This window comes from Maricaulis sp., from assembly GCF_034670125.1.
GTDB lineage: Bacteria > Pseudomonadota > Alphaproteobacteria > Caulobacterales > Maricaulaceae > Maricaulis.
Map to the genome: position 1 here is coordinate 459,446 of NZ_JAXMOC010000001.1, position 22,195 is coordinate 481,640.

A 22,195-nucleotide genomic window follows, 5' to 3' on the forward strand; every position below is an offset into this window, starting at 1 on the left:
CAAAAGGGCGGCCCGGTCGGGCCGCCCTTTTTTTCATTCCGGTCTGATCCGGCGGATCAGGCTTCGAGTTTGCGGGCCACTTCGATCACTTCAAAGCACTCGATCTGATCACCCTTGCGCAGGTCTTCGTACTTCTCGAACGCCATGCCGCACTCGGTTCCGGCGCGGACGTCAGACACTTCATCCTTGAAGCGCTTGAGCGTCTTGAGCTTGCCTTCGTGCAGGACCGTGTCATCGCGCAGAAGGCGAACGCCACAACCGCGCTTGACCGTACCTTCGGTGACACGACAACCGGCGACCTTGCCGGTCTTGGTGATGTTGAAGACTTCGAGGATCTCGGCGTAACCGATGAAGTTCTCGCGCTTCTCTGGCGCCAGCATGCCTTCCATCGTGTTTCGCACATCATCGATCACGTCATAAATGACCGAGTAGTAACGGATCTCGACGCCTTCACGTTCAGCCAGTTCGCGCGCTTGCTTGTTGGCGCGGACGTTGAACGCGAAGACCGGCGCACCGGACGATTTGGCAAGGAGCACGTCGCTTTCATTCACACCACCCGGAGCGGCTCGAATGATCCGCGCGCGGACTTCGTCATTGCCGATACCCTCGAGCGACTGCTTGATCGCCTCGGCCGAGCCCTGGACATCCGACTTCACGAGAAGCGGCATTTCCTGAGTCTCGTCCTGCTTGAGGCGAGCCATCATCTGTTCGAGCGACGCGCTGGCCGGTGAGGACCCACCGGTCGCCTCACGACCCTTGCGCTGACGGTAATCGGCGATTTCGCGGGCCCGGGACTCGCTGTCGACAACGGCGAACACTTCGCCCGGGTCGGGTGCGCCATCAAGGCCGAGAATCTCGACCGGCACGGACGGACCGGCTTCCGACAATTGCTGGCTGCGTGCATCGACGAGCGCGCGGACACGGCCCCACTGGGCGCCGGCAACCACGATCTCACCGCGTTTGAGCGTACCGCGGCGGACCAGAAGCGTTGCAACCGGGCCACGGCCCTTGTCGACCTGGCTTTCGATCACGATGCCTTCGGCGCTTCGCTCGGGGTTCGCCTTGAGGTCAAGCAATTCAGCCTGCAAGGCGATCGCCTCGGTCAGTTCGTCCAGACCATCACGGGTCTTGGCCGACACATTGACCGACTGCACCTCACCCGACATCGCCTCAACGACGATCTCGTGCTGCAGCAGGTCGGTCAGGACCTTTTGCGGATTGGCCTCGTGCTTGTCGCACTTGTTGACCGCGACAATGATCGGCGTACCGGCAGCCTTGGCATGATGGATCGCTTCAATGGTCTGCGGCTTGACCGAGTCATCGGCGGCCACCACCAGGATCACGATATCCGTCGCCATGGCCCCGCGCGAACGCATGGCCGAGAATGCGGCATGGCCCGGCGTGTCAAGGAAGGTGATCTTCTGGCCACCGGCCAGCTCGACCTGGTAGGCACCGATATGCTGGGTGATGCCGCCGGCTTCGCCCGACGCGATGTCGGTCGAGCGCAGGGCGTCCAGCAGGGACGTCTTGCCGTGGTCGACATGACCCATGACGGCAATGACCGGAGCGCGCGGCAGCTTTGCCTCATCGGCATCATCGTCATCGATGAAGCCCTGCTCGACATCAGCCTCGGAGACCCGCTTCACAACATGGCCGAAATCCTCGACCACCAGCTCGGCGGTATCAGCGTCCAGCACGTCGTTCATGCGGACCATCTGGCCCTGCTTCATCATGTACTTGATGACGTCGACAGAGCGCTCGGCCATGCGGTTGGCCAGATCGGCGACGGTGATGGCTTCCGGAACAATGACCTCGCGTTCGATCTTCTCGCGACCGCCGGACGTGTCCTGGCGACGCTGTTTTTCACGTTCGCGGGCACGGCGCACCGAAGCGAGTGAGCGCTGACGCTCCTCGTCACCTTCCAGGATGTTCTGGATGGTCAGCTTGCCGCGACGACGGTTGTCGGTCTTGGCACGCGCTGGCTGCTGCTTGGTCGCCGGACCCGGACCTGCAGCCCCGCCCTTGCGTTTGACGCGGCCACCAAGCGCCTCGAGCGCGCTGGCTTCGTCCATCGGGACGACATCCGGCGTACGCTTCTCGTCCTTGGCCGGCGGCCGGCGGCGGGACGAGTCGTCGTCGCGCTTGCGGCCGCTGTCCTTGGCCGCCTTGGCCGCTTCAGCCTCGGCCTTCAGCCGCGCTTCGTCCTCGATCGCCTTTTGAGCAGCCTCTTCGGCCTCGCGCGCTTCACGTGCCACGCGCTCGCGCTGCTCTTCCAGCTGCCGCTGCTCACTGGCAGCGCGCTGCGCCATGGCGGCAGCGTCCTGTTTCTTCTGGGCTTCCCGGTCAGCAGCCTCGGCGCGGGCACGGGTAATCGCCCGCTGGCGTGCAACCAGTTCCTCTTCGGACAGGCCGAGCTGGCGAGCCTTGGCAGCCAGCGCGGATTCGCCACTCTTGGCGCCTCCACCCTGTTTGCCGCCGGGACCGCCATCCTTGGCCGGCGTCGCCACGCGCTTGCGCTTCTTCTCCACGACGACCGCCTTGGAGCGGCCGCGCGCAAAGCTTTGCTGCACGGTGCCACCGCCGGAGCGTTTCAGAGATAGCGGCCGGCGGCCGGAGGAGTTGTTGTCGTCTGCGTCGCTCATGCGAGCCTTCCAAATCGGCTTCGTTCCGCGGGGCTTTCCGGTAGCCGAATGCCGGAAATCCGCACTGTTCAAACCACTGCCCGGCCTGAAGGCTCGCTAAACTAGCCAGCTCAAGGCCGATATCAACCGCTATCGCGGCAATCTCCGCACGTCAGCCTTGCGGGACGAGCGGCTGGAAGCCCGAAAGCTTCCCCATCACAGTCGTAAAGGCACGCGCTTGCGAGCCCGTCGACATGGCGGCGTGGACCACCGGAGCGCGGCCAACCGCGTCGCCAATGGCTTCCGCCGTGAAACATCCAGCGACCGGGACATCGCCCCAGGCCGCAAAGGCCAGCCGATCCAGTTTGGACCGCCCGTCCTCGGCACCGTCCGACGCTTCAATGCGCCAGGCCGGCTTGGCAGATTTCAGGGCCAGACGCACCGCATCATAGCCCACTGCCAGGTCACCGGAACGACGCGCCAGCCCCAGGAGACTGAGCGCCCGTGTGACCAGCTGGGCCTCGATCAGGCCCGGCAGGTCTTCCGGCATCGTCACCGGACACCCGAAGGCCCGGTTGAAGGCGGACTTCTTGACCGCCTTCTCGATCATTCCCCGCTCCGCACTGACCCAGGCGCCACGCCCGGGTAGTTTGGCGGCAAGGTCGGGAACGAGCTGGTTGCCAGGCCCGAGGGCCATCCGGATCAGGTTCGCTTCCTCGCGAACATCTCCGGTAACAACGCAGCGCCGTTCCCGCATCAAGCTGGCCCGGGGGCTAGTCAGCCTTCGTCTCCCCGTCCTCTTCCGGCAGCTCGGCGTCGAGGTCGAGACCCAGGGCCTCGGCTTCGGCTTCCAGTGCGGCCAGATCCATGTTTTCGACGTCGAAGGCAGCGGCGGCCTCATCGGCCTCCTCTTCAACGACTTCCGGCTGCGGCAGGTCCTCTTCCGAGATCCAGCCGGCCGCAACGCGGGCCCGCATGATCATCATCTCGGCATCTTCAGCGGCCAGATTGAACTCTTCCAGGATGCCCGGCTCGCGCACGCGCTCGCCATTCTTCGTTTCAAACCAGCCCCGCAGATCGTCGGTTACCAGACCTGCAAGGTCGTCGACAGTCTTGACGTCGTTCTCACCGAACTTGACGGCCATGGCGAGCACAACGCCCTCGACCTCAAGTACCGCATCCTCGACGCCCAGCTCCTTGCGCTTGGCATCCTGTTCAGCGGACAGACGGTCGAGATAATCGCGGGCCCGGGCCTGGATTTCCTCGGCCGTATCCTCGTCGAAACCTTCAATGGCGCCGATCTCGCCGAGGTCGACATAGGCCAGGTCCTCAACGTCGGTGAAGCCTTCCGTCGCCAGAAGCTGGGCAATCACCTCGTCAACATCAAGGGCTGCAATGAACAGCTGGGTCCGCTCGGCAAACTCTTTCTGGCGACGTTCGGACTCTTCTTCTTCGGTCAGGATGTCGATCGACCAGCCGGTCAACTGCGAGGCAAGACGCACATTCTGGCCGCGACGACCGATCGCCAGCGACAGCTGCTCGTCCGGAACGACAACCTCGATGCGCTGGTCTTCCTCATCGAGAACGACCTTGGCCACTTCGGCCGGCTGCAAGGCGTTGACGATGAAGGTCGCCGGGTCGTCCGACCACGGAATGATGTCGATCTTCTCGCCCGCGAGCTCGGAGACCACAGCCTGGACGCGCGAACCGCGCATACCGACACAGGCGCCGACCGGATCGATGGAGGCGTCGTTGGAAATCACCGCAATCTTGGCGCGGGAGCCCGGATCACGGGCAACCGACGGAATCTCGATGATGCCTTCGTAAACTTCCGGCACTTCCTGGGAGAACAGGGCCGCCATGAAATCGGGATGGGCGCGGGACAGGAAGATCTGCGGGCCGCGGACCTCTTCACGCACGTCATAGATGAAGGCGCGGACGCGCTCATTGTTCTGCAGGTTTTCGCGCGGAATGCCGTCGGCACGGCGGATGATCGCCTCGGCGCGGCCGAGATCGATGATGACATTGCCGTATTCAACACGCTTCACGATGCCGGAAATGATCTCGCCGACACGGTCCTTGTATTCTTCAAACTGGCGCTGGCGCTCGGCTTCACGGACTTTCTGGGTGATGACCTGCTTGGCCGTCTGCGATGCCACACGGCCAAATTCGATCGGCGGCAGCTCATCGGAGAACACCGTGCCGATTTCGGCCGTTTTGTCGATTTTCTTGGCGTCAGCGAGGTTGAGCTCCTGGCTGTCGTTTTCGACCTCTTCGACAACGGTCATGTTGCGGGTCAGCGCAAGCTCGCCCGTTTTCGGATCGATCTTGGCGCGGATGTCGTTTTCCGCCCCGTAACGGGAGCGCGCTGCCTTCTGGATCGCTTCCTCGATGGCTTCGATCACGATCGACTCATCGATGGACTTCTCTGCGGCGACCGCACGGGCGATCTGCAGCAATTCCAGCCGGTTTGCACTAACACCAATGCTCATCGGGTGATCCCCGTTGCGTTGAAAAGCGACATCATTCGTCTCCTTCAGTCGTCGCGGCGCCACGGCCCCGCGCTTTCAAATCCGCCTCAATCAAGGCGTCTGTCAAAACCAGTTTGGCCTCAACGATCCAGTCAAACGGGATCATCGTCGTTTCGTCTTCGCCTTCCATGTCGAGGCCGACCTGATCGTCCTCGACACCGGCGAGCAGGCCGCGAAACCGCTTCCGGCCTTCGGCAAGGCGGTCCAGCTCGATCTTGACCTCATTGCCTTCCCAGCGCCCGAAATGGGCCAGCGTGGTCAGCGGGCGATCGATTCCGGGCGAAGAAACCTCAAGGTCATACTCGCCGGCAACCGGGTCTTCGACCTCGAACACCTCGGACAGAGCTCGCGAGAAACGGGCGCAGTCCTCGACCTCGATAGCGGTCCCATTGGTCCGGTCGGCCATGATCTGGAGGCGCGGGCGCTTCCCGGACATGATGCGGACACGCACCACCTCAAGCGCGAGCTCGGCAGCTACCGGCTCGGCGAGGGCAAGGATGCGATCATCCTGTGGCGACTTTGTTTTCAAGGCGTCGGCCCCGTTTGCAGAAACAAAAAGAGCGGCCGCCGTGGGCGACCGCTCGAATGTATCATCCGATACAATCGAACTTGTAGTGAACCCCCCTATACGCCGGGTGGCGGCGATTGGCAAGACGGTTGACTCTGTCAGGCCCGGACAAAGTCCATGAAGACCGGAGCGCAATCGCCCAGATTTTTGGTCTCGTAACGGGTGGTGACATGATCCGCGGGCGGGCAGGACCAGTCATCCGCCGACCGGGCCTGCCATACAAAACGGTTGTCGCCGGCAAACTCGACCATGCAGTGATCGGCATAGGATTTGACGTCCGTGGCGATACGCAAGCGGCCACCGGGCTTGAGCAGGCGCGCGAATTCGTCGCGCGTGGATGACTGGACAAAACGACGCTTGGCGTGGCGTTTCTTGTGCCAAGGGTCCGGAAACAACAAGAAAACCTGATCCAGACAGGTCGCTGCAAAGCGTGGCAGGATCTCGCGCGCATCCGCCCGTGCCAGGCGCACATTGGCAAGACCTTCGGCATCGATCGCCGTCAGCGCCTTGGCGACGCCGTTGAGAAAGGGCTCGACGCCGATAAACCCGGTTTGCGGGGCTGCGGCGGCCTGGGCGACCAGATGCTCGCCACCACCAAAGCCGATTTCGAGGGTCTGGCGGTCACGCCCCGGCATGAGTTCAGCGGGGTCAATCTCGCCGTCATCGGGCAGGCCGATGCGAGGCAAAAGATGGTCGACAAGACCTTGCTGCCGCGCCGACAGGGGTTTGCCCTGGGCACGGCCGAACAGGCGGAAAGCGGGTGTTTGTGCAGGCTCAGACGTCATGGGGCGCGGGTTTAGCGGTTTCCGGAGCGGCTTGCACCGGGAATGTCAGCGGGTCAGGGTCCCGCCCCTTCGTCTTCATCCGCCAGCGTACGCACCAGCTCCAAGACCCGCTTGCGGACCTTGGGGTCCTTGATGCGGGAAAAGGACTCGGCCAGCGCTACCCCGTCGGTGCTCTGAATGAAGTCATAGACAATGGGTGTCTGGTCATCCTCAGCCATGCCGGTCAGGGTCGACCGCTCACCCATGCCTTCGAAGAAGAACTGGACCGGAATCTCCAGAACACGGGACATCCGGTAGAGCCGGCTGGCGCCGACGCGATTGGCGCCGCGCTCATATTTCTGGACCTGCTGGAATGTCACACCCAGATCATCCCCCAGCCGCTCCTGACTCATCTTGAGCAATTGCCGGCGCAACCGAATTCTCGAGCCGACATGAATGTCGATCGGATTGGGCCCCCGAGGGTTCACCTTCGGCATTGGATCACCTCACAGGGGTTGAGCCAGAATGCGGGTCAGTCCGGGCAGGATAGCACAACCAAAGGGGTGCCTTCCAATCAACTCATCTCACGGCTGCGACTGGCCTGCCTGCCGCAAGCCGCGATAACGCTGCCAGGCCATGCCCGCCAGAACCAGCAGGCAAAACGCAAGAAAGGGCGCGTCGCCCCAGAACGAGTAGGGCGTACGGCCGAGCTGGCCGGGCAGGGCGACATCGCGCACACCCTCCGCGCTTGGATCCAGCCTCACCACCGGTCGTCCCAGCGCATCAACAACGCCAGAAACGCCCAAGGCCGCCGAGCGGACCATGGGAAGGCCACTTTCAATGCTGCGATAGCTGGCCTGGTTGAAATGCTGGCGAGGCCCCGTTGTCGGACCGAACCAGGCATCATTCGACAGATTGTATATCCAGCCGGCACGCTGCTCCGAGGACCGAACAAACCCCGGAAAGATCGCCTCGTAGCAGATAAGCGGCAACATCCGCGGCGCGCCCGGCACATCCAGAACATTCGCCCCCGGACCCGGGGTGAACTCGTAGCGGGCCAGGTCACGCAAGGCCGGGATGCCGGTCATGGCCATCACACCGGACAGCGGCGTGAACTCGCCGAACGGGGTCAGGCGCACCTTGTCATACAGGGCGGCAATTCGGGGCGTGCCCGATTCATATCGCAAGGCAGCCAGGGTGTTGTAGTAACGAAGGCCTTGCCCGTCGGAGGCGCGCCGGTTGACGCCCGCAAGCAAGACCTGACCGCGGGTCAATACATCGCCGATGCGGGCCAGCGTATGGCCGTCCTCCAACATGAAAGTCGGCAGTGCGCCCTCGGGCCAGACGACATGTGTGACCTGCTCGATACCCGGCCGCGCGGTCAGGTCGAGATAACGGTCGCGGGTCAGGGCCGCGCCCTCATCACCCCATTTCTGGGACTGCGGAATGCCGGCCTGCACCAGCCGGATCGTGACCCCGGGAACATCGTCGGGCGAGCTGGCGGCAAGGCGAATGGCACCCGTGGCCAACACGATCATGGAAATTCCCAAAGCGGCGAAAGTCGGCAGGGTGCGTCCCAGTTCCAGCCGCGGGGTGACCGCCAGCAACGGCGCGGTCAGGACAAATATGGTCAGCAGGCTCAGCCCGTACACGCCAAACCATGACGCCGTCTGGCTGACCAGGCCGCCGGCCGGCCAGACATAGGCCGGCAGGTTCCAGGGCAGACCGCCCAGCAGGTGGCCACGCAGCCATTCCGCAAATGCCAATGCGGCTGCGAAGACCAGCACACGCCATACAGAGCGTGGGGCGAGCGCGACGTAGATCATGCCGCCAATTCCCCAGAAGACCGCCATGAGCGCGGCGAGGGCGGGCAGGGCGACCGGCGCCAGATACTCCACCCCGTTGCCGCGGGTCAGGAAGGCATAGATCACCCAGGACATGCCGGCGATGAAATAGCCAAATCCAAACAGAAAGCCGCGCAGGAAGGCACTGCGCAGGGGATGATCAAAGCGTCTCGACCCGTCCAGCGCCGCAAACAGGGTCCACAGACCCAGCATCAGGGCCGGCACGATATGCAGCGGCGCCGCTGCCAGCGCGCTGAACAGGCCCGCCACCACCAGGACGGCCCGTGGCCGCCAGCCGGCCCGACTGGCCAGCCAGGTGCGTGGCCACCAGATCAGAAGGTGGGCCCGTCGCATCAGCCGGCGTCCGGACCGTCCGCTTCGGAAGCCGCCGGCTTGGGGCGCTTGTTCGGTGCCCGCACCCGCATGCGCTTGATGCGCCGCGTATCGGCTTCGATGACCTCGAATTCATAGCCGGTCGGATGCCGGATCACTTCACCGCGCTCGGGCACACGACCGATCAGCGTGAACACCAGCCCGCCAAGGCTGTCGACATCCTCATCCTCATCCTCGGCGGCGATCTCCTCGCCGACAACCGCCTCGAAGGCATCAATCTCGGCACGCGCCTCGACATCCCAGACGCCCGGGCCACGCGACCGGATTGCTGGCGTTTCCTCGTCATCGTGCTCGTCTTCGATATCGCCAACAATTGGCTCGATCAGGTCTTCCAGCGTCACCAGCCCATCCGTTCCACCGTACTCATCGACCACGAGCGCAAGGTGCATGCGCCGCCCTTGCATCCGGCGCAAAAGGTCGAGCGCTTTCATCGATGGCGGTGCGAACAACAAGGGGCGACCGATCGACGGCAACACCTGCTTGTGAGCCCATCCGGCCGGGCGCTTGCCCGACGATCCGGGCGCCAGATGGCTGACCACGTCCTTGATGTGAACAACGCCCACCGGGTCGTCGAGGGTATCGCGATAGATCGGCAGGCGCGAATGCGCGGCCTCGGCGAATATCTTGGCCAACTGCCCCAGCGGCGTGGCGACATCAACGCCGATGATATCCGCACGCGGCACCATCACGTCCGCGACCCGCAGCTTGTCCAGCGCGTCGGCCTCGATCGAATTCGGTGCAGGCTGCGCCGATGATGTGGCGGACCCGCCGGAGGAAAGTTGAACAGACCCTACAAGACGCGAAAACCAGGATCGCGGGCTGGGGGTGGTTGGGGAAGGCGTGTCAGTCATTCTGATAGCGGGCAGTGCCCGGATCCTCATTGGCATAGGGGTTGGCAACACCGAGACGGGCGAGGACGCGGCACTCGAGAGCCTCCATCGCTTCGGCTTCATCGTCACGCTGATGGTCATAACCCTGCAGGTGCAAGAAGCCATGAACGACCAGGTGTCGGAGGTGATCGGCCGGATCGAGGGCGCGGTTCCCAGCCTCCCGCATCACCACACCGTGCGCGATGGCGATATCGCCCAAATGATTGTCGGCATGTTCACCGGCGGGAAAGGACAGCACGTTGGTCGGACCCGCCTTGCCGCGGAAGCGGGCGTTCATGTCGGCGATCGCGTCATCACTGCCCAGCAGAATCGCCACAACGCCCGGCGCGCGATCCGGCATCTCCTGGCAGGCTGCAGAGATCGCCTGCTCGACGAGCCGGGTTTTGCCGTCCAGCGATGACCAGGCGTCATCTTCAACAATCAGGTCAACGGCGTTCATCGTGGTTGCACAGGGCCGGACTGGCGCCGCGCATCTTCCTCATAGGCTTCAACAATCCGCGCCACGAGATTGTGGCGCACCACATCAACGCGCGAAAACCGGGTAATGGCAACACCTTTGGTGTTGGCCAGGATATCGAGCGCATGGGGCAGGCCGGACGGATCACGCGGTCCGAGGTCGCACTGGCTTGGGTCACCGGTCACGGCCATCCGGGAGCCTTCGCCCAAGCGGGTCAGCACCATCTGCATCTGCGCGCGCGAGGTGTTCTGCGCTTCGTCGACAATCACAAAGGCCCGGTTGAGCGTGCGCCCCCGCATGAAGGCGATCGGGGCAACCTCGATCCGGCCATCCTCGCGCATCTTTTCCAGCTGACCTCGCCCCAGCGTGTCGGCGAGGGCGTCCCAGACCGGCAGCAGGTACGGGTCGACCTTTTCGTTGAGGTCACCCGGCAGAAAGCCCAGCTTCTCGCCCGCCTCGACCGCCGGCCGCGTGATGATCAGCTTTTCGACCTTGCGCTGGACCAGCATGGAGGCGCCATAGGCCACGGCCAAAAGCGTCTTGCCCGTACCGGCCGGGCCGACGCCAAAAATCAGGTCATAGGCTTTTTCGTTTTTCAGGGAGCGGACATAGGCGCGCTGACCCTCGGTGCGGGCAATCAGGCTGGAGCCGCGCGGCACCCGGATGACACCATCATCGACCAGGCCTGGCGATTCCGCATCATCATGCATGCGCAGTGCCGCCCGCACGGCGGCCTCATCGCAGGTCAGCCCGTGTTCGAGACTGGCATAAAGCCGCTTGAGCACCCTTTTGGCTTCGTCGCGGGCACTGCTGTCTTCCGCCGTGATGACGACCTGGCCACGACCGGGCGCGCTCATGGAAACCCCCAGATCCTCTTCCATGATCATCAGGAAGCGGTCTCCGGCGCCGGCCATGCCGCGCAGACGTTCGACATCCTCGAAATACAGGCTTTCCGATGCCGCCTTGCGGGGTTTGGCAGCCCGCTTGCGGGCCGGGGGACGCGAACCGGTCACGCGGCACTCCGTTTGGTACCGGTCAGCGAGCCGGACAGGGAATTGCGGGAAGCCGCCTCGATCCGGACCTCGCCGATCTGGCCGATCAACTCGGCCGGGCCGTCAACATGGACCGATTGCAGGTAGGGACTGCGCCCGTGCAGCTGGCCATCCAGGCGCCCGGGCTTCTCGAACAGGACCGGCAAGGTCCGGCCGATCATGCTTTCATTGAACGCGGCCTGTTGGTCGCTCAGCAATTCCTGCAAGACGGCAAGCCGGGCCGACTTCACGCCCTCATCGACCTGGTTGAACATCGCCGCACCCGGCGTGCCCGGACGCTTGGAGTATTTGAACGAGAAGCAGGACGCGTAATTGACGCGGCGAACCAGCTCGAGCGTGGCCTCGAAGTCGGCGTCGGTCTCGCCGGGAAATCCGACGATCATATCGCCCGAGATGGCGATGTCCGGCCGCACGGCACGGAGACGGTCGATGATCGCGACATATTCTTGCGCCGTATGCTGGCGGTTCATCGACTTCAAGATCTTGTCCGAACCAGCCTGAACCGGCAGGTGGAAATACGGCATCAGCTTGGGCGTATCGGCGAAGGCCTGGATCAGGTCTTCGTCCATGTCGCGCGGATGCGAGGTGGTGAATCGGATGCGCTCGATACCGCCGATCAGGGCGACATGTCGGACCAGCTTGCCCAGCCCCCAGGCACCCTCGTCCTCGCGGCCGGCTGGCGGCGCGCCGTGGAAAGCGTTGACGTTCTGACCCAGCAGGGTGACTTCGCGGATGCCCTTGGCGGCCAAGGCGCGGATTTCGGCGACGATCTGATCGACCGGGCGCGACCATTCAGCACCGCGCGTATAGGGCACGACACAGAAGGTGCAGAACTTGTCACAGCCTTCCTGCACGGTAACGAAAGCCGAATAGCCTTCGACCTGGCGGTCGCTGCCGAGCCGGTCAAACTTGTCCTCGACCTCGAACTCGGTATCGAGCGCTTCGCCTTTGGCGCGGTGGGCCTGGGCGATCAGTTCCGGCAGCTTGTGATAGGTCTGCGGGCCAACGACCAGATCAACAACTGGCGCCCGCTTCATGATCTCGGCGCCTTCGGCCTGGGCCACACAGCCGGCGACCGCAATCGTCATGCCGCCGGACGCGGCCTTCTCGTCCTTCAGTGGACGCAGACGGCCCAGCTCGGAATAAACCTTCTCGGCAGCTTTTTCGCGGATATGACAGGTGTTGAGGATAACCAGATCCGCGCCCTCGGGCGTCTCCGCCGACTCATAGCCAAGCGGCGTCAGAACGTCTTTCATCCGGTCGGAATCATAGACATTCATCTGACAGCCATAGGTCTTGATGAAGAGGCGTTTGCGCGTCGTGCTCATGAGTTCAGCCAGTTTGCCACAGTCCGTTCACCGCTGTCCCGGACCGACGATCCGGTCGCTGGAAGGCGCGGGTTATGCTTGAAATAGCCTTGCCTCGCAAGGGCTGCGACTAATCGCGCTTCGGCATGACACCCGAGGCGACCGGCGTATCGGACGCAGCCTCCGCAGGCGTCGGCACCGAGGCGGCGGCCGCTCGCGCTGCATGGCGGCGGGCTTGAAGCCCGACCAGCAAGGCCAGGAAGGTCAGTCCAGCAGCCAGGTAGAAGGGAATTCCGGGCAGATAAACCGGAGCGCTATCGCCGGAAAAATACTTGAACACTCGCGACATCAGCAGCGGCCCCACGACCATGGACAGGCTTTGAAGGCTCGTCATGGCACCTTGAAGTTCGCCCTGGGCATTGGCGGGAACAATCCGCGACATCACGCCTTGTAGTGCAGGTTGCCCGATCCCGCCGATCGCCGCGACGCAGATCACGACATAGACCATCCAGCCCTCGGTCACGAGGCCGTAGGCCGTATAGGCGACGACCGCGAGACTGAGCGACAGGATGATGGCTCGCCATTCACCAAGCTTGGGCACCAGAATGCGCGTCAGCCCGCCCTGAACAATCGCCGCAGTGAGCCCGACCACCATCAAGGACAGGCCGACATCCGCTTCGCTCCACCCGAATTTGAAGGTCGAGTAGTAAGACCAGATCGCCGGATACACGGCGTGGCCAAACAGCATCAGGAAAATCGCACCCATCAGAACGAGCGCCACCGGATAGTGACGCATCTGGTAGATCGAGCCAAACGGGTTGGCCCGGCGCCAGTCAAAGCCTCGACGGTTTTCCGGACTGAGGGTTTCGGGCAGCACCACCAAACCGTAAATGAAATTCAGGCCTGCGAGCGCGGCAGCGGCGAAGAAGGGCGCGCGGGGGCCAAACCATTCGCCGAGGAAACCACCGATGGCGGGCCCGACAATGAATCCGATTCCGAAAGCGGCCCCGATCATGCCAAACCGTCCCGCCCGCTCTTCCGGCGGCGTGATATCAGCAATGAAAGCGTTGGCGGTTGAATAGCTGGCACCGAAAATGCCGGCCAGGATACGCCCCACGAGCAGCAGCCAGAACACCGGCGCGAACCCCATGATCAGATAGTCGATGGTGAAACCACCCAGCGCGGCCAGAAGAACCGGCTTGCGTCCGAAGCGGTCGGACAGGCCGCCAATGATCGGTGCGAAGAAGAATTGCATGCCGGCATAGCTGGCCATCAGCCAGCCACCCATGACCGCCGACTCGTTGGCGTCAAGACCTGTCAACTCATGCAGGAGCGCCGGCATCACCGGAATGATCAGGCCAAAGCCGATCATGTCGATCAACACGGTAATGAAAATGAAGATGATGGCGTTCTTGCCGGCCGGTCGCACGGACATGAAAATTCCTCGGTGTCGGACCGGCTCGGCCGGACCCCGCGCCTAGTCGTCGGCGCTCTTGAGAGGCACGCCGTAGAGTTCCAGCCGGTGATCGACAAGCTTGTAGCCCAGCTTGCGGGCAATCGCTTCCTGCAAGCGCTCGATTTCCTCGTTGACGAATTCAATGACTTCGCCGGATTTCAAATCGATCAGGTGATCATGGTGTTCATCACCCACTTCTTCGTAGCGCGATCGTCCATCACGAAAATCATGGCGCTCGATGATGCCGGCTTCTTCAAACAGCCGCACCGTTCGATAGACGGTCGCCAGTGAGATGCGCGGGTCCTCGTCGGAAGCGCGGCGGTGCAATTCCTCGGCATCGGGATGGTCGTCGGACTGCGACAGGACACGCGCAATGACGCGGCGCTGGTCCGTCATCCGCAGCCCTTTGGCGACGCAAAGCTTCTCGATCCGGTCCGGCATGTTCATTCCCCTGATAGACCCGACGAGAAATAGGCGGTCACGGGCCGGTCTGTCCATCTTTGCGCAGCCATTTTTCAAGCACCCGCGCATCGTTGCCATCACGATAATAGGCCTTGCGACGGGCGACCTCGCCATAGCCCGCCCGCTCGTACAGGGCCGCAGCAGCGGGGTTCTGGTCCGAAACCTCCAGGAAAACCCGGGCGACTCCCTGATTGAAAAGGCGGCATTCGCCGCTTGTCAGGAGCGTGTCAGCAAGGCCGCTTCGCCGGTATGCGGGGTCAGTGCCCAGGGTCAGCAGCTCAGCCTCGTCCAGTGCCTGGCGGAACAGGGCGAGAGCCACATACCGGCCGTCCTCCCGGCAGGCCAGGCCGATACAGCCCGGCAGGTTGAGGAGAGCCCCAAACTCGCGGGCCGACCAGCCGGTCGCAAAACAACGCCCATGCAACGCCGCCAGTTCTTCGGCGCTGGATGCCAGGGCAGGCTCGGCGGGCAACCTCATGCCGGTAACACGCCGCCCGGCAGCTTGGCGTCGGGCGGTCTCGCATAGAAGGGAGACGGAAGATTGGCCTGCAGCTCGAGTTCCCCGGTTATCGCCAACAGGACCAATGGGTCGATCATTGCAATGCCAAGATCGGTAAAGCCGGGCGGCAGAAGCGAGGCGCCGGACCCGGTCACCTTGCACGTCGCACCGCCCTGCCCGGCGAGACGTCGGGGGAGGTCCGCGACAGCCACCCGTTCCGGTGCCCCGGCGGTACCATCCCGCCAGATCTGCACGATCACCTCGCCGCGCTTTGCGTCGTGCAGCACGGCTAGCGGGCCGTCTGCCCCTGCCTGGCGGGCCAGGACCGACAGATTTCCGACACCGACACAGTCAGCGTCACAGGCCAGTGCCAGGCCCCGCGCGAAAGCGACACCTACCCGGGTCCCGGCGAAACTGCCCGGGCCGATGGTGACGCCGATGCGTGTCAGCGTCGCCGGCACAGTCGCGGTGTCGGCCAGCAGCTTCTGCACCATGGGCGCGAGATGCTCGGCATGCCCGCGACCGATCCGGTCGCTGATTACCCGGTCGCTTCCATCTGCAAGTCGCAGCGCGACCGTACAGTGCTCACCCGTCGTATCGATTGCCAGCCAGCTCATGATCGCCCTTTAGCGGATATTCTCCGGCAGGTCGAAGGCATGACGCCGTTGCTCCCGACCGGGCTACTCGACGGCCTCGACCGACTGGATTTCGGGAATGTAGTGCTTGAGCAGGTTTTCGATGCCCGACTTCAACGTCATCGTCGAGGACGGGCAGCCCGAACACGCTCCGCGCATCTTCAGGCGTACAATGCCGCTGTCAGCCAGGTAGGAATGAAACAGGATGTCACCGCCGTCCTGGGCCACCGCCGGCCGGACGCGGGTGTCGATCAGCTCGATGATTTCCTTCACCAGGCCTTCGTTCTCACCGGCATAATTGGCGTGCCCGGTTTCACTGGTTTCCGCGCCAACGAGGGGGCGGCCCGATTGCAGGCCGTCCATGATCGTTCCGAGCAGGAAAGGTTTGATATGGTCCCACTCAAAGGCGTCGGTCTTTGTGACCGCGATGAAGTCCTCACCAAAGAACACCCCCGACACGCCGTCGACCAGAAACAGGTCGGCCGCAAGCGGCGCGCTGGCAGCGTCTTCTTCGTTTTCGAATTCGCGCGGCCCGTCCGGCGCGATTTCGCGGCCGGGCAGGAATTTCAGCGTGTTCGGATTGGGCGTCGCTTCGGTCTGGATGAACATGACAGGGCCTCCTGCTGCTCACTTGGCGCTCTTTCTGGTACCATTCAACCACACTTCGGTTGTGGATATCAGACGAGCGCGTCGATCTCGTCCTCGTCCATGTCACCGGGCACCACGGTCACCGGCACCGCCCGGCCCGAAAACAAGCCCTTGCCACGCGCCAAGGCGGTAACCAACGGGCCGGGTCCCTCACCGTTCGCCGAGGCGGCCAGCACCAGGAGCGAAATCAGCGGGTCTTCCTCGAGCAGTTCGGACAGGACCGCGCGCCGATCGCCTTCCCGCAGATACAGCTCCGGACGTTCACCGGTCACGGCTTCGGCGTCTTCAGCCATCGATTCCAGAAGCGTTTCCGCCGCCATTTCAGCTTCGCGTTTCGCTGTCTCGGCGACGCCGATCCAGTGACTGAAGTCTCCCGGCTCATGGGTGGCCAGGATGGCCACATGTGCACCGGTCGCCTGGGCCCGGCGGGCCGCGAAGTACAACGCCGTCCGGCACTCCGAACTGTCATCGGCAACAACAAGGAATTTGCGAGTGCTCTGGGCCATGGGCAGAGTTTGGCGTCTGCCGCACGACACGTCCAGCTATTCATGCTAGCCCCCGGCCCAAGAGGGACAATCATGGCTTTGACGACACTTGAGGATCGCCGGAATGCTCGCGCACCGCTGCGGGTTCTGACGCTCGACGACACAGCGCTGCGCTGGCGGGATGCGAGTTCGGACCCTGACGGGATCGCCGATCACCTCATCGCCCTCGACGAGGTTCGCCAGGTTCGTCTCTCGGTCGAAATGGCAGGCCAGGCCAGTCAGGTTGTCTGCCGGGTCACCGCCGGCAATGGCGACACCGTCGCCTTCGGGTCAATGCGCTGTGCGGGCATGGGTCAATGGGACGCCAATGCCCGCGATTTCCAGGCCTTTCTCGGCGCCCTTCATGCCGCACTCGAAGGCCGGTCCGATCGGGTCGACTATATCGAGGGCTCATCAGTCCGCTTCCTGGTCCTCATGACCGCACTCGGCGGACTGCTGACGGTGTTGGCCGGTGCGGCCTTCGCAAAACTCTTCCTGGTGGACGAGAACGCGATCGGGCTGGTGTTGATACCCGCGATCGCGCTGGGGGTCTGGATGATGCGTTTGTTCTGGCCGCGTGCACCGAAACACTATGACCCGGAAACCTATTCCCGACCGTCAGATCCGGAGACTCCGAGCCCTGTCTAGGCGAGGGGCGTCGCCATGGCAGGAAATGAGGGTTCGGTAATACCTCGTTAACCATGCCGGGACGACGCCCTGCCGTCGGCCAAACGGGCCCGGGATCAGGTCGGGTCCGCTGGCCGGCTCGCCTGGACCGAAAAGACGACGGGAACCGCTCCGGCCCGCTCGAACACCAGCACGCCGCTGGCGGAGTCGCCTTCGGCCACGGCGGCAAGCCCGTGCACCATGAGATGCAAGCCTCCCGGAGCGAACTCCAGGGGGGTCCCGGCTTCGATGCGCTGCGGACCAACCGGGCGCATCCGCATCACGCCCTGCCCGTCCATTGTGTGCCCGTGCAGCTCGACCCGCTCAGCGCCATCAATATGGGCTTCAACGAGGCGGTCCACACGCCCGTCACTCAAGCCGGCCACAAAGTAGGCCGCGGTCACATCGCGCCCTTGTGGATGGGGCCGCATCCACGCAACCGTGACGTCGATGACCGGCATAACGCCGTCATCGGTCAGTGCAGCCCCGTCATCGCCACTGGCCGGCGCGTGGGACATGCCGTCATGGTCGACCGCAGACACGTCTGCCACGGTCGAATCCGTACCGCCGCACGCCGCAAGGGCGAACGCCGACAGGCAGGGAAGAATTATCGTTTTCATCGTGCCGTCCTTGTCAGTTATGGTGGCGTTGTTGCCCGCCACCCCATGCATATTGCCAACCCAACGTCAGCGCCCAGTCACGTTCCATCTGCGGACCGTTGAGGTCCTGATACACCGGTCGCGACAATTCTGCCGCTATCCGCTGACCCCGCAACGCGCCGGATTGTCCGACCCAATTCACACCCAGGGATGCCAGAACCGTGTCGCCACCCAGAAAGGCCGGGTTGGCGGTCTGGACCGGCGCCGCGAAGCGGGCGTCAAAACCGTGCGTCATGCCCTGGCTCCGCGCTTCCAGCCGCCCGAAGAAGGCCCATGACGGCATGGGCGACCATCCAGCCCAGCTGGTGACGTGCGCGACATCACCAACCCGGTATCCCGAATCATTGTCCTGCACGCGCAAGGTGGCAGACGCCTGGCCACCGAACGTCCAGTGACCGGCCTGGTGGGTCAGGGTCGCCGCCAGCATCGGGTCATAGCTGCCGGTGCCCAATTGCATCGGATAGGGCATGACAAGTGTCGGCGTGGTGCCCATGGGGGTCAAAACCCGGGCGCGCTCGCCGGTCGAGCCGGTCGGCAGCGACAGGCCGGCCTGCAGGTTGAGCCGCGTCTGGCCTGTGTCAACGACCCCGAACAAGGCCGACAGCTTCACATCGCCGAAACCCTCGCTCCGGGTGGTGAACCGGCCCAGCTCGCTGGCCCCCATCATCCCGGCAAAGGTCGTGTGAATCATTTCATTCTGCAGATAATTCACCATCATCATCACGGTGACACGGTCGTTCGGAGCATACATCGCGCCCAACATGTGCATGTCCATCGTCATGTCAGTCGGTACGACCCGCAGCGTTGCCGGCGGGCCGTTCACATTCGCAACCGAGGTGACGATTTCTGCCGGGGTCACGCCGCGCGTTCCAATCCGGTTGCCCTCCATCTCCATCCGCATGAAGCGGTAGGAGAACATCCACTCGCCGGCCTCGTGGGTATGGTCACCCATCACGCCGATCGGCGCATGGCCATCGGCCCTGATGGCGTCGGGTTCGTGCGCCAGGGCAGGCGCACTGATGGCGAGCGCAAGGGCGCTCACAGTCGTGAAAAGTCTCATGGGTCTTGTCTCGCATGGGCCTGCGCAATCGTGCGCAGACAGGATCACAAAGGGTTTCAGATGTGATCGGCGAGAGGTGGTGCGCGCGGTTCGGGAAGCCGCACTCCGCTTGACCGAACCGGCGGCCAACCGGTCGGCGTGGATTGCGTCGCCCTCGTGACATGGGCGACCGGCGACACAGAGGCATCCGGTGCCGCCAGAGCCAACCCCGGACACCCCAGGCAGTCATCGCACACCGATACAGGCGCATTGGAATCCGCCGGGGCAGGTGCACCGGACAGCCGGGCCAGCAATGCCAGGTTCTCGTTGTCCTCGACGGACAGTTCGGCCCGGACGTCCCCCGCACAGAGCAGCCAGCCATCATTGCCGGTGACACGGGCCATCGCTTCACCCGCAAAGGGCGATAGCGCGCTCCACACAAGGAGCAGGGCCAGACCGGCCATGCGCAGGCGATACCAAATCATGTCGATGCTCTAGTCGATTTTCGGTCGGGCCGGGAGTGCGGCAAAAAGCCTAGCTCCAGAAGCCGATCGCTGCTTTCGCTTCGGCAATAACCGGTTCCGCCACCGCGCGCGCGCGCTCAGCGCCCTTTTGCAGGATCCGGTCAATCTCGGCCCGTTCGGCGATCAGCCTACGGTATTCGTCGGAGATCGGGGCGAGATGCTCGACCGCGACCTCGGCGAGAGCCGGCTTAAAGGCGCCAAAACCCTGGCCACCATACTCGGCCAGGACAGAGGCTTTGGACCCGCCGGTCAGGGCCGCGAAAATGCCAACAAGATTCGAGGCTTCCGGACGACCGTCCAAACCGTCTACCGATTCCGGAAGCGGCTCAGGATCGGTCTTGGCCTTCTTGATCTTGCGGGCAATCGTGTCGGCATCATCCTCGAGATTGATCCGGGAATTGTCCGACATGTCCGATTTCGACATCTTGGCGGTGCCGTCACGCAGACTCATGATGCGTGCGCCCGGGCCCTGGATGAGCGGCTCTGTGATCGGGAAGACCGCTTCGCCATTGCCGAAATCCCGATTGAAGCGGGCCGCGACATCGCGGCACAGCTCCAGATGCTGCTTCTGGTCATCGCCGACCGGTACATGGGTCGCCTTATAGACCAGGATGTCGGCGGCCATCAGGACCGGATAGGTCAGCAGGCCGACCGAGACGCGCTCCCGGTCCTTGCCACCCTTGTCCTTGAATTGTGTCATCCGCTCGGCCCAGCCGAGCCGGGCGACACAATTGAGGATCCAGGCCAGTTCGGCATGGGCCGGAACCGCAGACTGGGCGAAAATCACGTTCTTTTCCGGGTCCAGGCCAGCGGCAAGATACGCGGCCGTCACGCGGCGGACCGCATCCGGCAAGGCCTCGGCGTCATGCGGCATGGTGATGGCGTGCATGTCGACGACGCAATAGATGCGCTCGGACTCATCCTCATCCTGCAGCGCCACCCAGTTTTTCAGAGCACCGAGATAATTGCCGAGATGCAAGCGACCGGTTGGCTGCATGCCGGAGAATATGCGTTTCGGGCCTTGGTAGGCGGTGGGGGTGTCACTCATGGGATGGCCTTGCGGATAGGACGGACTGGGACATGCGTCTTAACCAGCGCGAGCCGCTGCCTCAAGAGCGCTTGAGTGCGCCGCGCACCTCGGACAGCCGCAGCGCACCGGTCATCAGCGCGGCTGCCCCGTAGACGACGAGCCCGACGCCGCAGACGGCGAGCAGGGTCAACAGGGTCGAATCGAGCAAATGGGCTCGCAACATCTCGGCATGGTGTTCGGCGAGCAAGAGGAAACCCGCCAACGCCGCACAGGCCAGCAGGATGCGGGGTATCTTGCCGATCAGGCGCCTGTCAGGCTCCAACAGACGCCGTCGCCACAAAGTCACGGCCAGCAAAATCGCGTTGACCCAACCTGCGAGGGCTGTCGCGATGGCCAGGCCCACAAAACCCAACGGTCCGAAAAAGAGCGCCAGACCGACCGTCAAATTCACCACCACGCCGACGGTCGCGAATTTCATCGGGGTCAGTGTGTCTTCTCGAGCGAAGAAGCCTGGCGACAACACCTTGATCAAGACAAAGGCCGGCAAGCCGATCGCGAACGGGATCAAGGCGTATCCGACCATTGCGGCATCATTCGGTGTGAACTCGTCCCGCTGGTAAATTCCGGTCGCGATGAAAACCGGGATGACCGCCAGGGCTGTCGCGGCCGGCAAGGTCAGCGCCATGGAGATTTCCAGGGCCCGGTTCATGGCGTTGGACGCCGCCTCGACAGCACCGGCCCGCACGCGGCCGCTGAGGGTTGGAAGCAGCACGACGCCCATGGCGATACCGACTACGCCGAGAGGAAGTTGATAGAGCCGGTCCGCATAGTAGAGCCAGGACCGGGCGCTGATTTCCATGGTCGCGATTGATGAGGTCACAAGGATATTGATCTGCGTGACCCCAGCCGCGAGAGCCCCGGGAACGCCCAGCACGATCAACCGCCTGACGCCGGGTGACAGGCGCGGCAGCTGCAAGGACAAACGCAGGCCCGTCGCCCGGCACGCCGCGAACAGCCACGCCAGTTGCGCCACACCGGACAGGCTGATGCCGATACTGAGATGAAGCGCCATGTTCTCACCTTCGGCCGGCGAGAAATAGAGAATTGCGATCAGGAACAGGTTCAACAGGACCGGCGCCGCCGCTGCCACCGCGAAACGGCCGTGGGAATTGAGAACGCCGCTCAGCATCGCGCTGAGCGACATCATCAGCAGATAGGGCATGGTGATCTGGGTCAGTAGCACGGCCAGCTCGAACGGCCCCGGCTCGCCGACAAAGCCGGGCCCCAGCGCATACATCAACCAAGGCATCAGGAATTGCGCGCCGACCACGAGGACCACCATCGTGGTGAGAAGGACCGACATGACCTGCCGGGCAAATCGGATCGCCTCGTCCTGCTCCCCGCTCTCAAGCTTGCCGGCATAGAGCGGCACGAATGCGGAATTGAATGCGCCCTCCGCGAATATCCGCCGGAAGAGATTGGGGAACTGGAAAGCGGTCAGGAAAACGTCCGTGACCACCCCGGCTCCCAGGGCCGCGGCCAGCAACATTTCACGGACAAGGCCGAGCACACGGCTCGCCATGGTCAGGACACCGACAATTGCCGTCGAACGCAGGAGCCGCATGC

At 63.6% G+C, this 22,195-nt stretch carries 23 protein-coding genes; 1 reads left to right on the plus strand and 22 read right to left on the minus strand.

All coding sequences use genetic code 11. The features are described from left to right. Window positions 1-56 precede the first annotated feature (56 nt). From infB to VOI18_RS02005, 17 genes are all read right to left on the minus strand, one after another. Window positions 57-2,642 carry a translation initiation factor IF-2 gene (gene infB / locus VOI18_RS01925; protein WP_323760716.1) on the minus strand — a complete coding sequence of 862 codons (2,586 nt, stop codon included), beginning with the start codon at window positions 2,640-2,642 and terminating at the stop codon, window positions 57-59. A 151-nt stretch (window positions 2,643-2,793) separates the two neighbouring features. Continuing rightward, window positions 2,794-3,378, minus strand: a complete 585-nt coding sequence (locus VOI18_RS01930) for an RNA-binding protein (protein WP_323760717.1) — start codon at window positions 3,376-3,378, stop codon at window positions 2,794-2,796. Between the two features lie 16 nt (window positions 3,379-3,394). Then, window positions 3,395-5,113: a transcription termination factor NusA gene (nusA, locus tag VOI18_RS01935; protein WP_323760718.1), complete on the minus strand. Its 1,719-nt coding sequence runs from the start codon at window positions 5,111-5,113 to the stop codon at window positions 3,395-3,397. 31 nt (window positions 5,114-5,144) lie between these two features. Beyond that, window positions 5,145-5,681, minus strand: a complete 537-nt coding sequence (gene rimP, locus VOI18_RS01940) for a ribosome maturation factor RimP (protein ID WP_323760719.1) — start codon at window positions 5,679-5,681, stop codon at window positions 5,145-5,147. 137 nt (window positions 5,682-5,818) lie between these two features. After that, on the minus strand, window positions 5,819-6,505 hold the full coding sequence (gene trmB / locus VOI18_RS01945; protein ID WP_323760720.1) for a tRNA (guanosine(46)-N7)-methyltransferase TrmB: 687 nt from the start codon (window positions 6,503-6,505) through the stop codon (window positions 5,819-5,821). Window positions 6,506-6,558: 53 nt separating this feature from the next. Then, window positions 6,559-6,981, minus strand: coding sequence for a helix-turn-helix transcriptional regulator (locus VOI18_RS01950; RefSeq protein ID WP_323760721.1), 423 nt, complete (start codon window positions 6,979-6,981; stop codon window positions 6,559-6,561). A gap of 87 nt (window positions 6,982-7,068) precedes the next feature. Next, window positions 7,069-8,682, minus strand: coding sequence for an apolipoprotein N-acyltransferase (lnt, locus tag VOI18_RS01955; protein ID WP_323760722.1), 1,614 nt, complete (start codon window positions 8,680-8,682; stop codon window positions 7,069-7,071). After that, window positions 8,682-9,572 carry a hemolysin family protein gene (locus VOI18_RS01960; RefSeq protein WP_323760723.1) on the minus strand — a complete coding sequence of 297 codons (891 nt, stop codon included), beginning with the start codon at window positions 9,570-9,572 and terminating at the stop codon, window positions 8,682-8,684. The genes lnt and VOI18_RS01960 overlap by 1 nt, the downstream gene beginning before the upstream one ends. Then, window positions 9,565-10,050: an rRNA maturation RNase YbeY gene (gene ybeY, locus VOI18_RS01965; protein ID WP_323760724.1), complete on the minus strand. Its 486-nt coding sequence runs from the start codon at window positions 10,048-10,050 to the stop codon at window positions 9,565-9,567. Before ybeY ends, VOI18_RS01960 begins: the two co-directional genes overlap by 8 nt. After that, on the minus strand, window positions 10,047-11,081 hold the full coding sequence (locus VOI18_RS01970; protein ID WP_323760725.1) for a PhoH family protein: 1,035 nt from the start codon (window positions 11,079-11,081) through the stop codon (window positions 10,047-10,049). The genes ybeY and VOI18_RS01970 overlap by 4 nt, the downstream gene beginning before the upstream one ends. Beyond that, window positions 11,078-12,448 carry a tRNA (N6-isopentenyl adenosine(37)-C2)-methylthiotransferase MiaB gene (gene miaB / locus VOI18_RS01975; RefSeq protein WP_323760726.1) on the minus strand — a complete coding sequence of 457 codons (1,371 nt, stop codon included), beginning with the start codon at window positions 12,446-12,448 and terminating at the stop codon, window positions 11,078-11,080. Before miaB ends, VOI18_RS01970 begins: the two co-directional genes overlap by 4 nt. A gap of 109 nt (window positions 12,449-12,557) precedes the next feature. Beyond that, on the minus strand, window positions 12,558-13,862 hold the full coding sequence (locus VOI18_RS01980) for a TCR/Tet family MFS transporter (RefSeq protein WP_323760727.1): 1,305 nt from the start codon (window positions 13,860-13,862) through the stop codon (window positions 12,558-12,560). Between the two features lie 42 nt (window positions 13,863-13,904). Then, complete coding sequence (locus VOI18_RS01985) at window positions 13,905-14,324, minus strand: Fur family transcriptional regulator (protein WP_323760728.1); 420 nt, start codon at window positions 14,322-14,324, stop codon at window positions 13,905-13,907. A gap of 37 nt (window positions 14,325-14,361) precedes the next feature. Further along, on the minus strand, window positions 14,362-14,823 hold the full coding sequence (locus VOI18_RS01990) for a GNAT family N-acetyltransferase (protein ID WP_323760729.1): 462 nt from the start codon (window positions 14,821-14,823) through the stop codon (window positions 14,362-14,364). Beyond that, window positions 14,820-15,461, minus strand: coding sequence for a tRNA (adenosine(37)-N6)-threonylcarbamoyltransferase complex dimerization subunit type 1 TsaB (tsaB, locus tag VOI18_RS01995; RefSeq protein ID WP_323760730.1), 642 nt, complete (start codon window positions 15,459-15,461; stop codon window positions 14,820-14,822). Before tsaB ends, VOI18_RS01990 begins: the two co-directional genes overlap by 4 nt. 63 nt (window positions 15,462-15,524) lie before the next feature. Beyond that, window positions 15,525-16,088, minus strand: a complete 564-nt coding sequence (locus VOI18_RS02000; RefSeq protein ID WP_323760731.1) for a NifU family protein — start codon at window positions 16,086-16,088, stop codon at window positions 15,525-15,527. A gap of 68 nt (window positions 16,089-16,156) precedes the next feature. Next, window positions 16,157-16,633 carry a universal stress protein gene (locus VOI18_RS02005; protein WP_323760732.1) on the minus strand — a complete coding sequence of 159 codons (477 nt, stop codon included), beginning with the start codon at window positions 16,631-16,633 and terminating at the stop codon, window positions 16,157-16,159. A 72-nt stretch (window positions 16,634-16,705) separates the two neighbouring features. Here VOI18_RS02005 and VOI18_RS02010 point away from each other — a divergent pair, with 72 nt between their 5' ends. After that, the gene (locus VOI18_RS02010; protein WP_323760733.1) at window positions 16,706-17,299 is read left to right on the plus strand and encodes a hypothetical protein; all 594 of its coding nucleotides are present in this window, start codon (window positions 16,706-16,708) and stop codon (window positions 17,297-17,299) included. Window positions 17,300-17,394: 95 nt separating this feature from the next. Here VOI18_RS02010 and VOI18_RS02015 read toward each other — a convergent pair whose 3' ends face one another. The 5 genes from VOI18_RS02015 to murJ form a co-directional block, all read right to left on the minus strand. Beyond that, on the minus strand, window positions 17,395-17,937 hold the full coding sequence (locus VOI18_RS02015) for a copper chaperone PCu(A)C (RefSeq protein WP_323760734.1): 543 nt from the start codon (window positions 17,935-17,937) through the stop codon (window positions 17,395-17,397). A 13-nt stretch (window positions 17,938-17,950) separates the two neighbouring features. After that, window positions 17,951-19,036, minus strand: coding sequence for a transporter (locus VOI18_RS02020; RefSeq protein ID WP_323760735.1), 1,086 nt, complete (start codon window positions 19,034-19,036; stop codon window positions 17,951-17,953). A 56-nt stretch (window positions 19,037-19,092) separates the two neighbouring features. Further along, complete coding sequence (locus VOI18_RS02025) at window positions 19,093-19,500, minus strand: hypothetical protein (protein WP_323760736.1); 408 nt, start codon at window positions 19,498-19,500, stop codon at window positions 19,093-19,095. A gap of 49 nt (window positions 19,501-19,549) precedes the next feature. Beyond that, window positions 19,550-20,587 (minus strand): tryptophan--tRNA ligase, encoded by a 1,038-nt coding sequence (trpS, locus tag VOI18_RS02030; protein WP_323760737.1) that lies wholly within the window; start codon window positions 20,585-20,587, stop codon window positions 19,550-19,552. A gap of 61 nt (window positions 20,588-20,648) precedes the next feature. After that, window positions 20,649-22,193, minus strand: coding sequence for a murein biosynthesis integral membrane protein MurJ (gene murJ, locus VOI18_RS02035; RefSeq protein ID WP_323760738.1), 1,545 nt, complete (start codon window positions 22,191-22,193; stop codon window positions 20,649-20,651). Window positions 22,194-22,195: the final 2 nt, after the last annotated feature.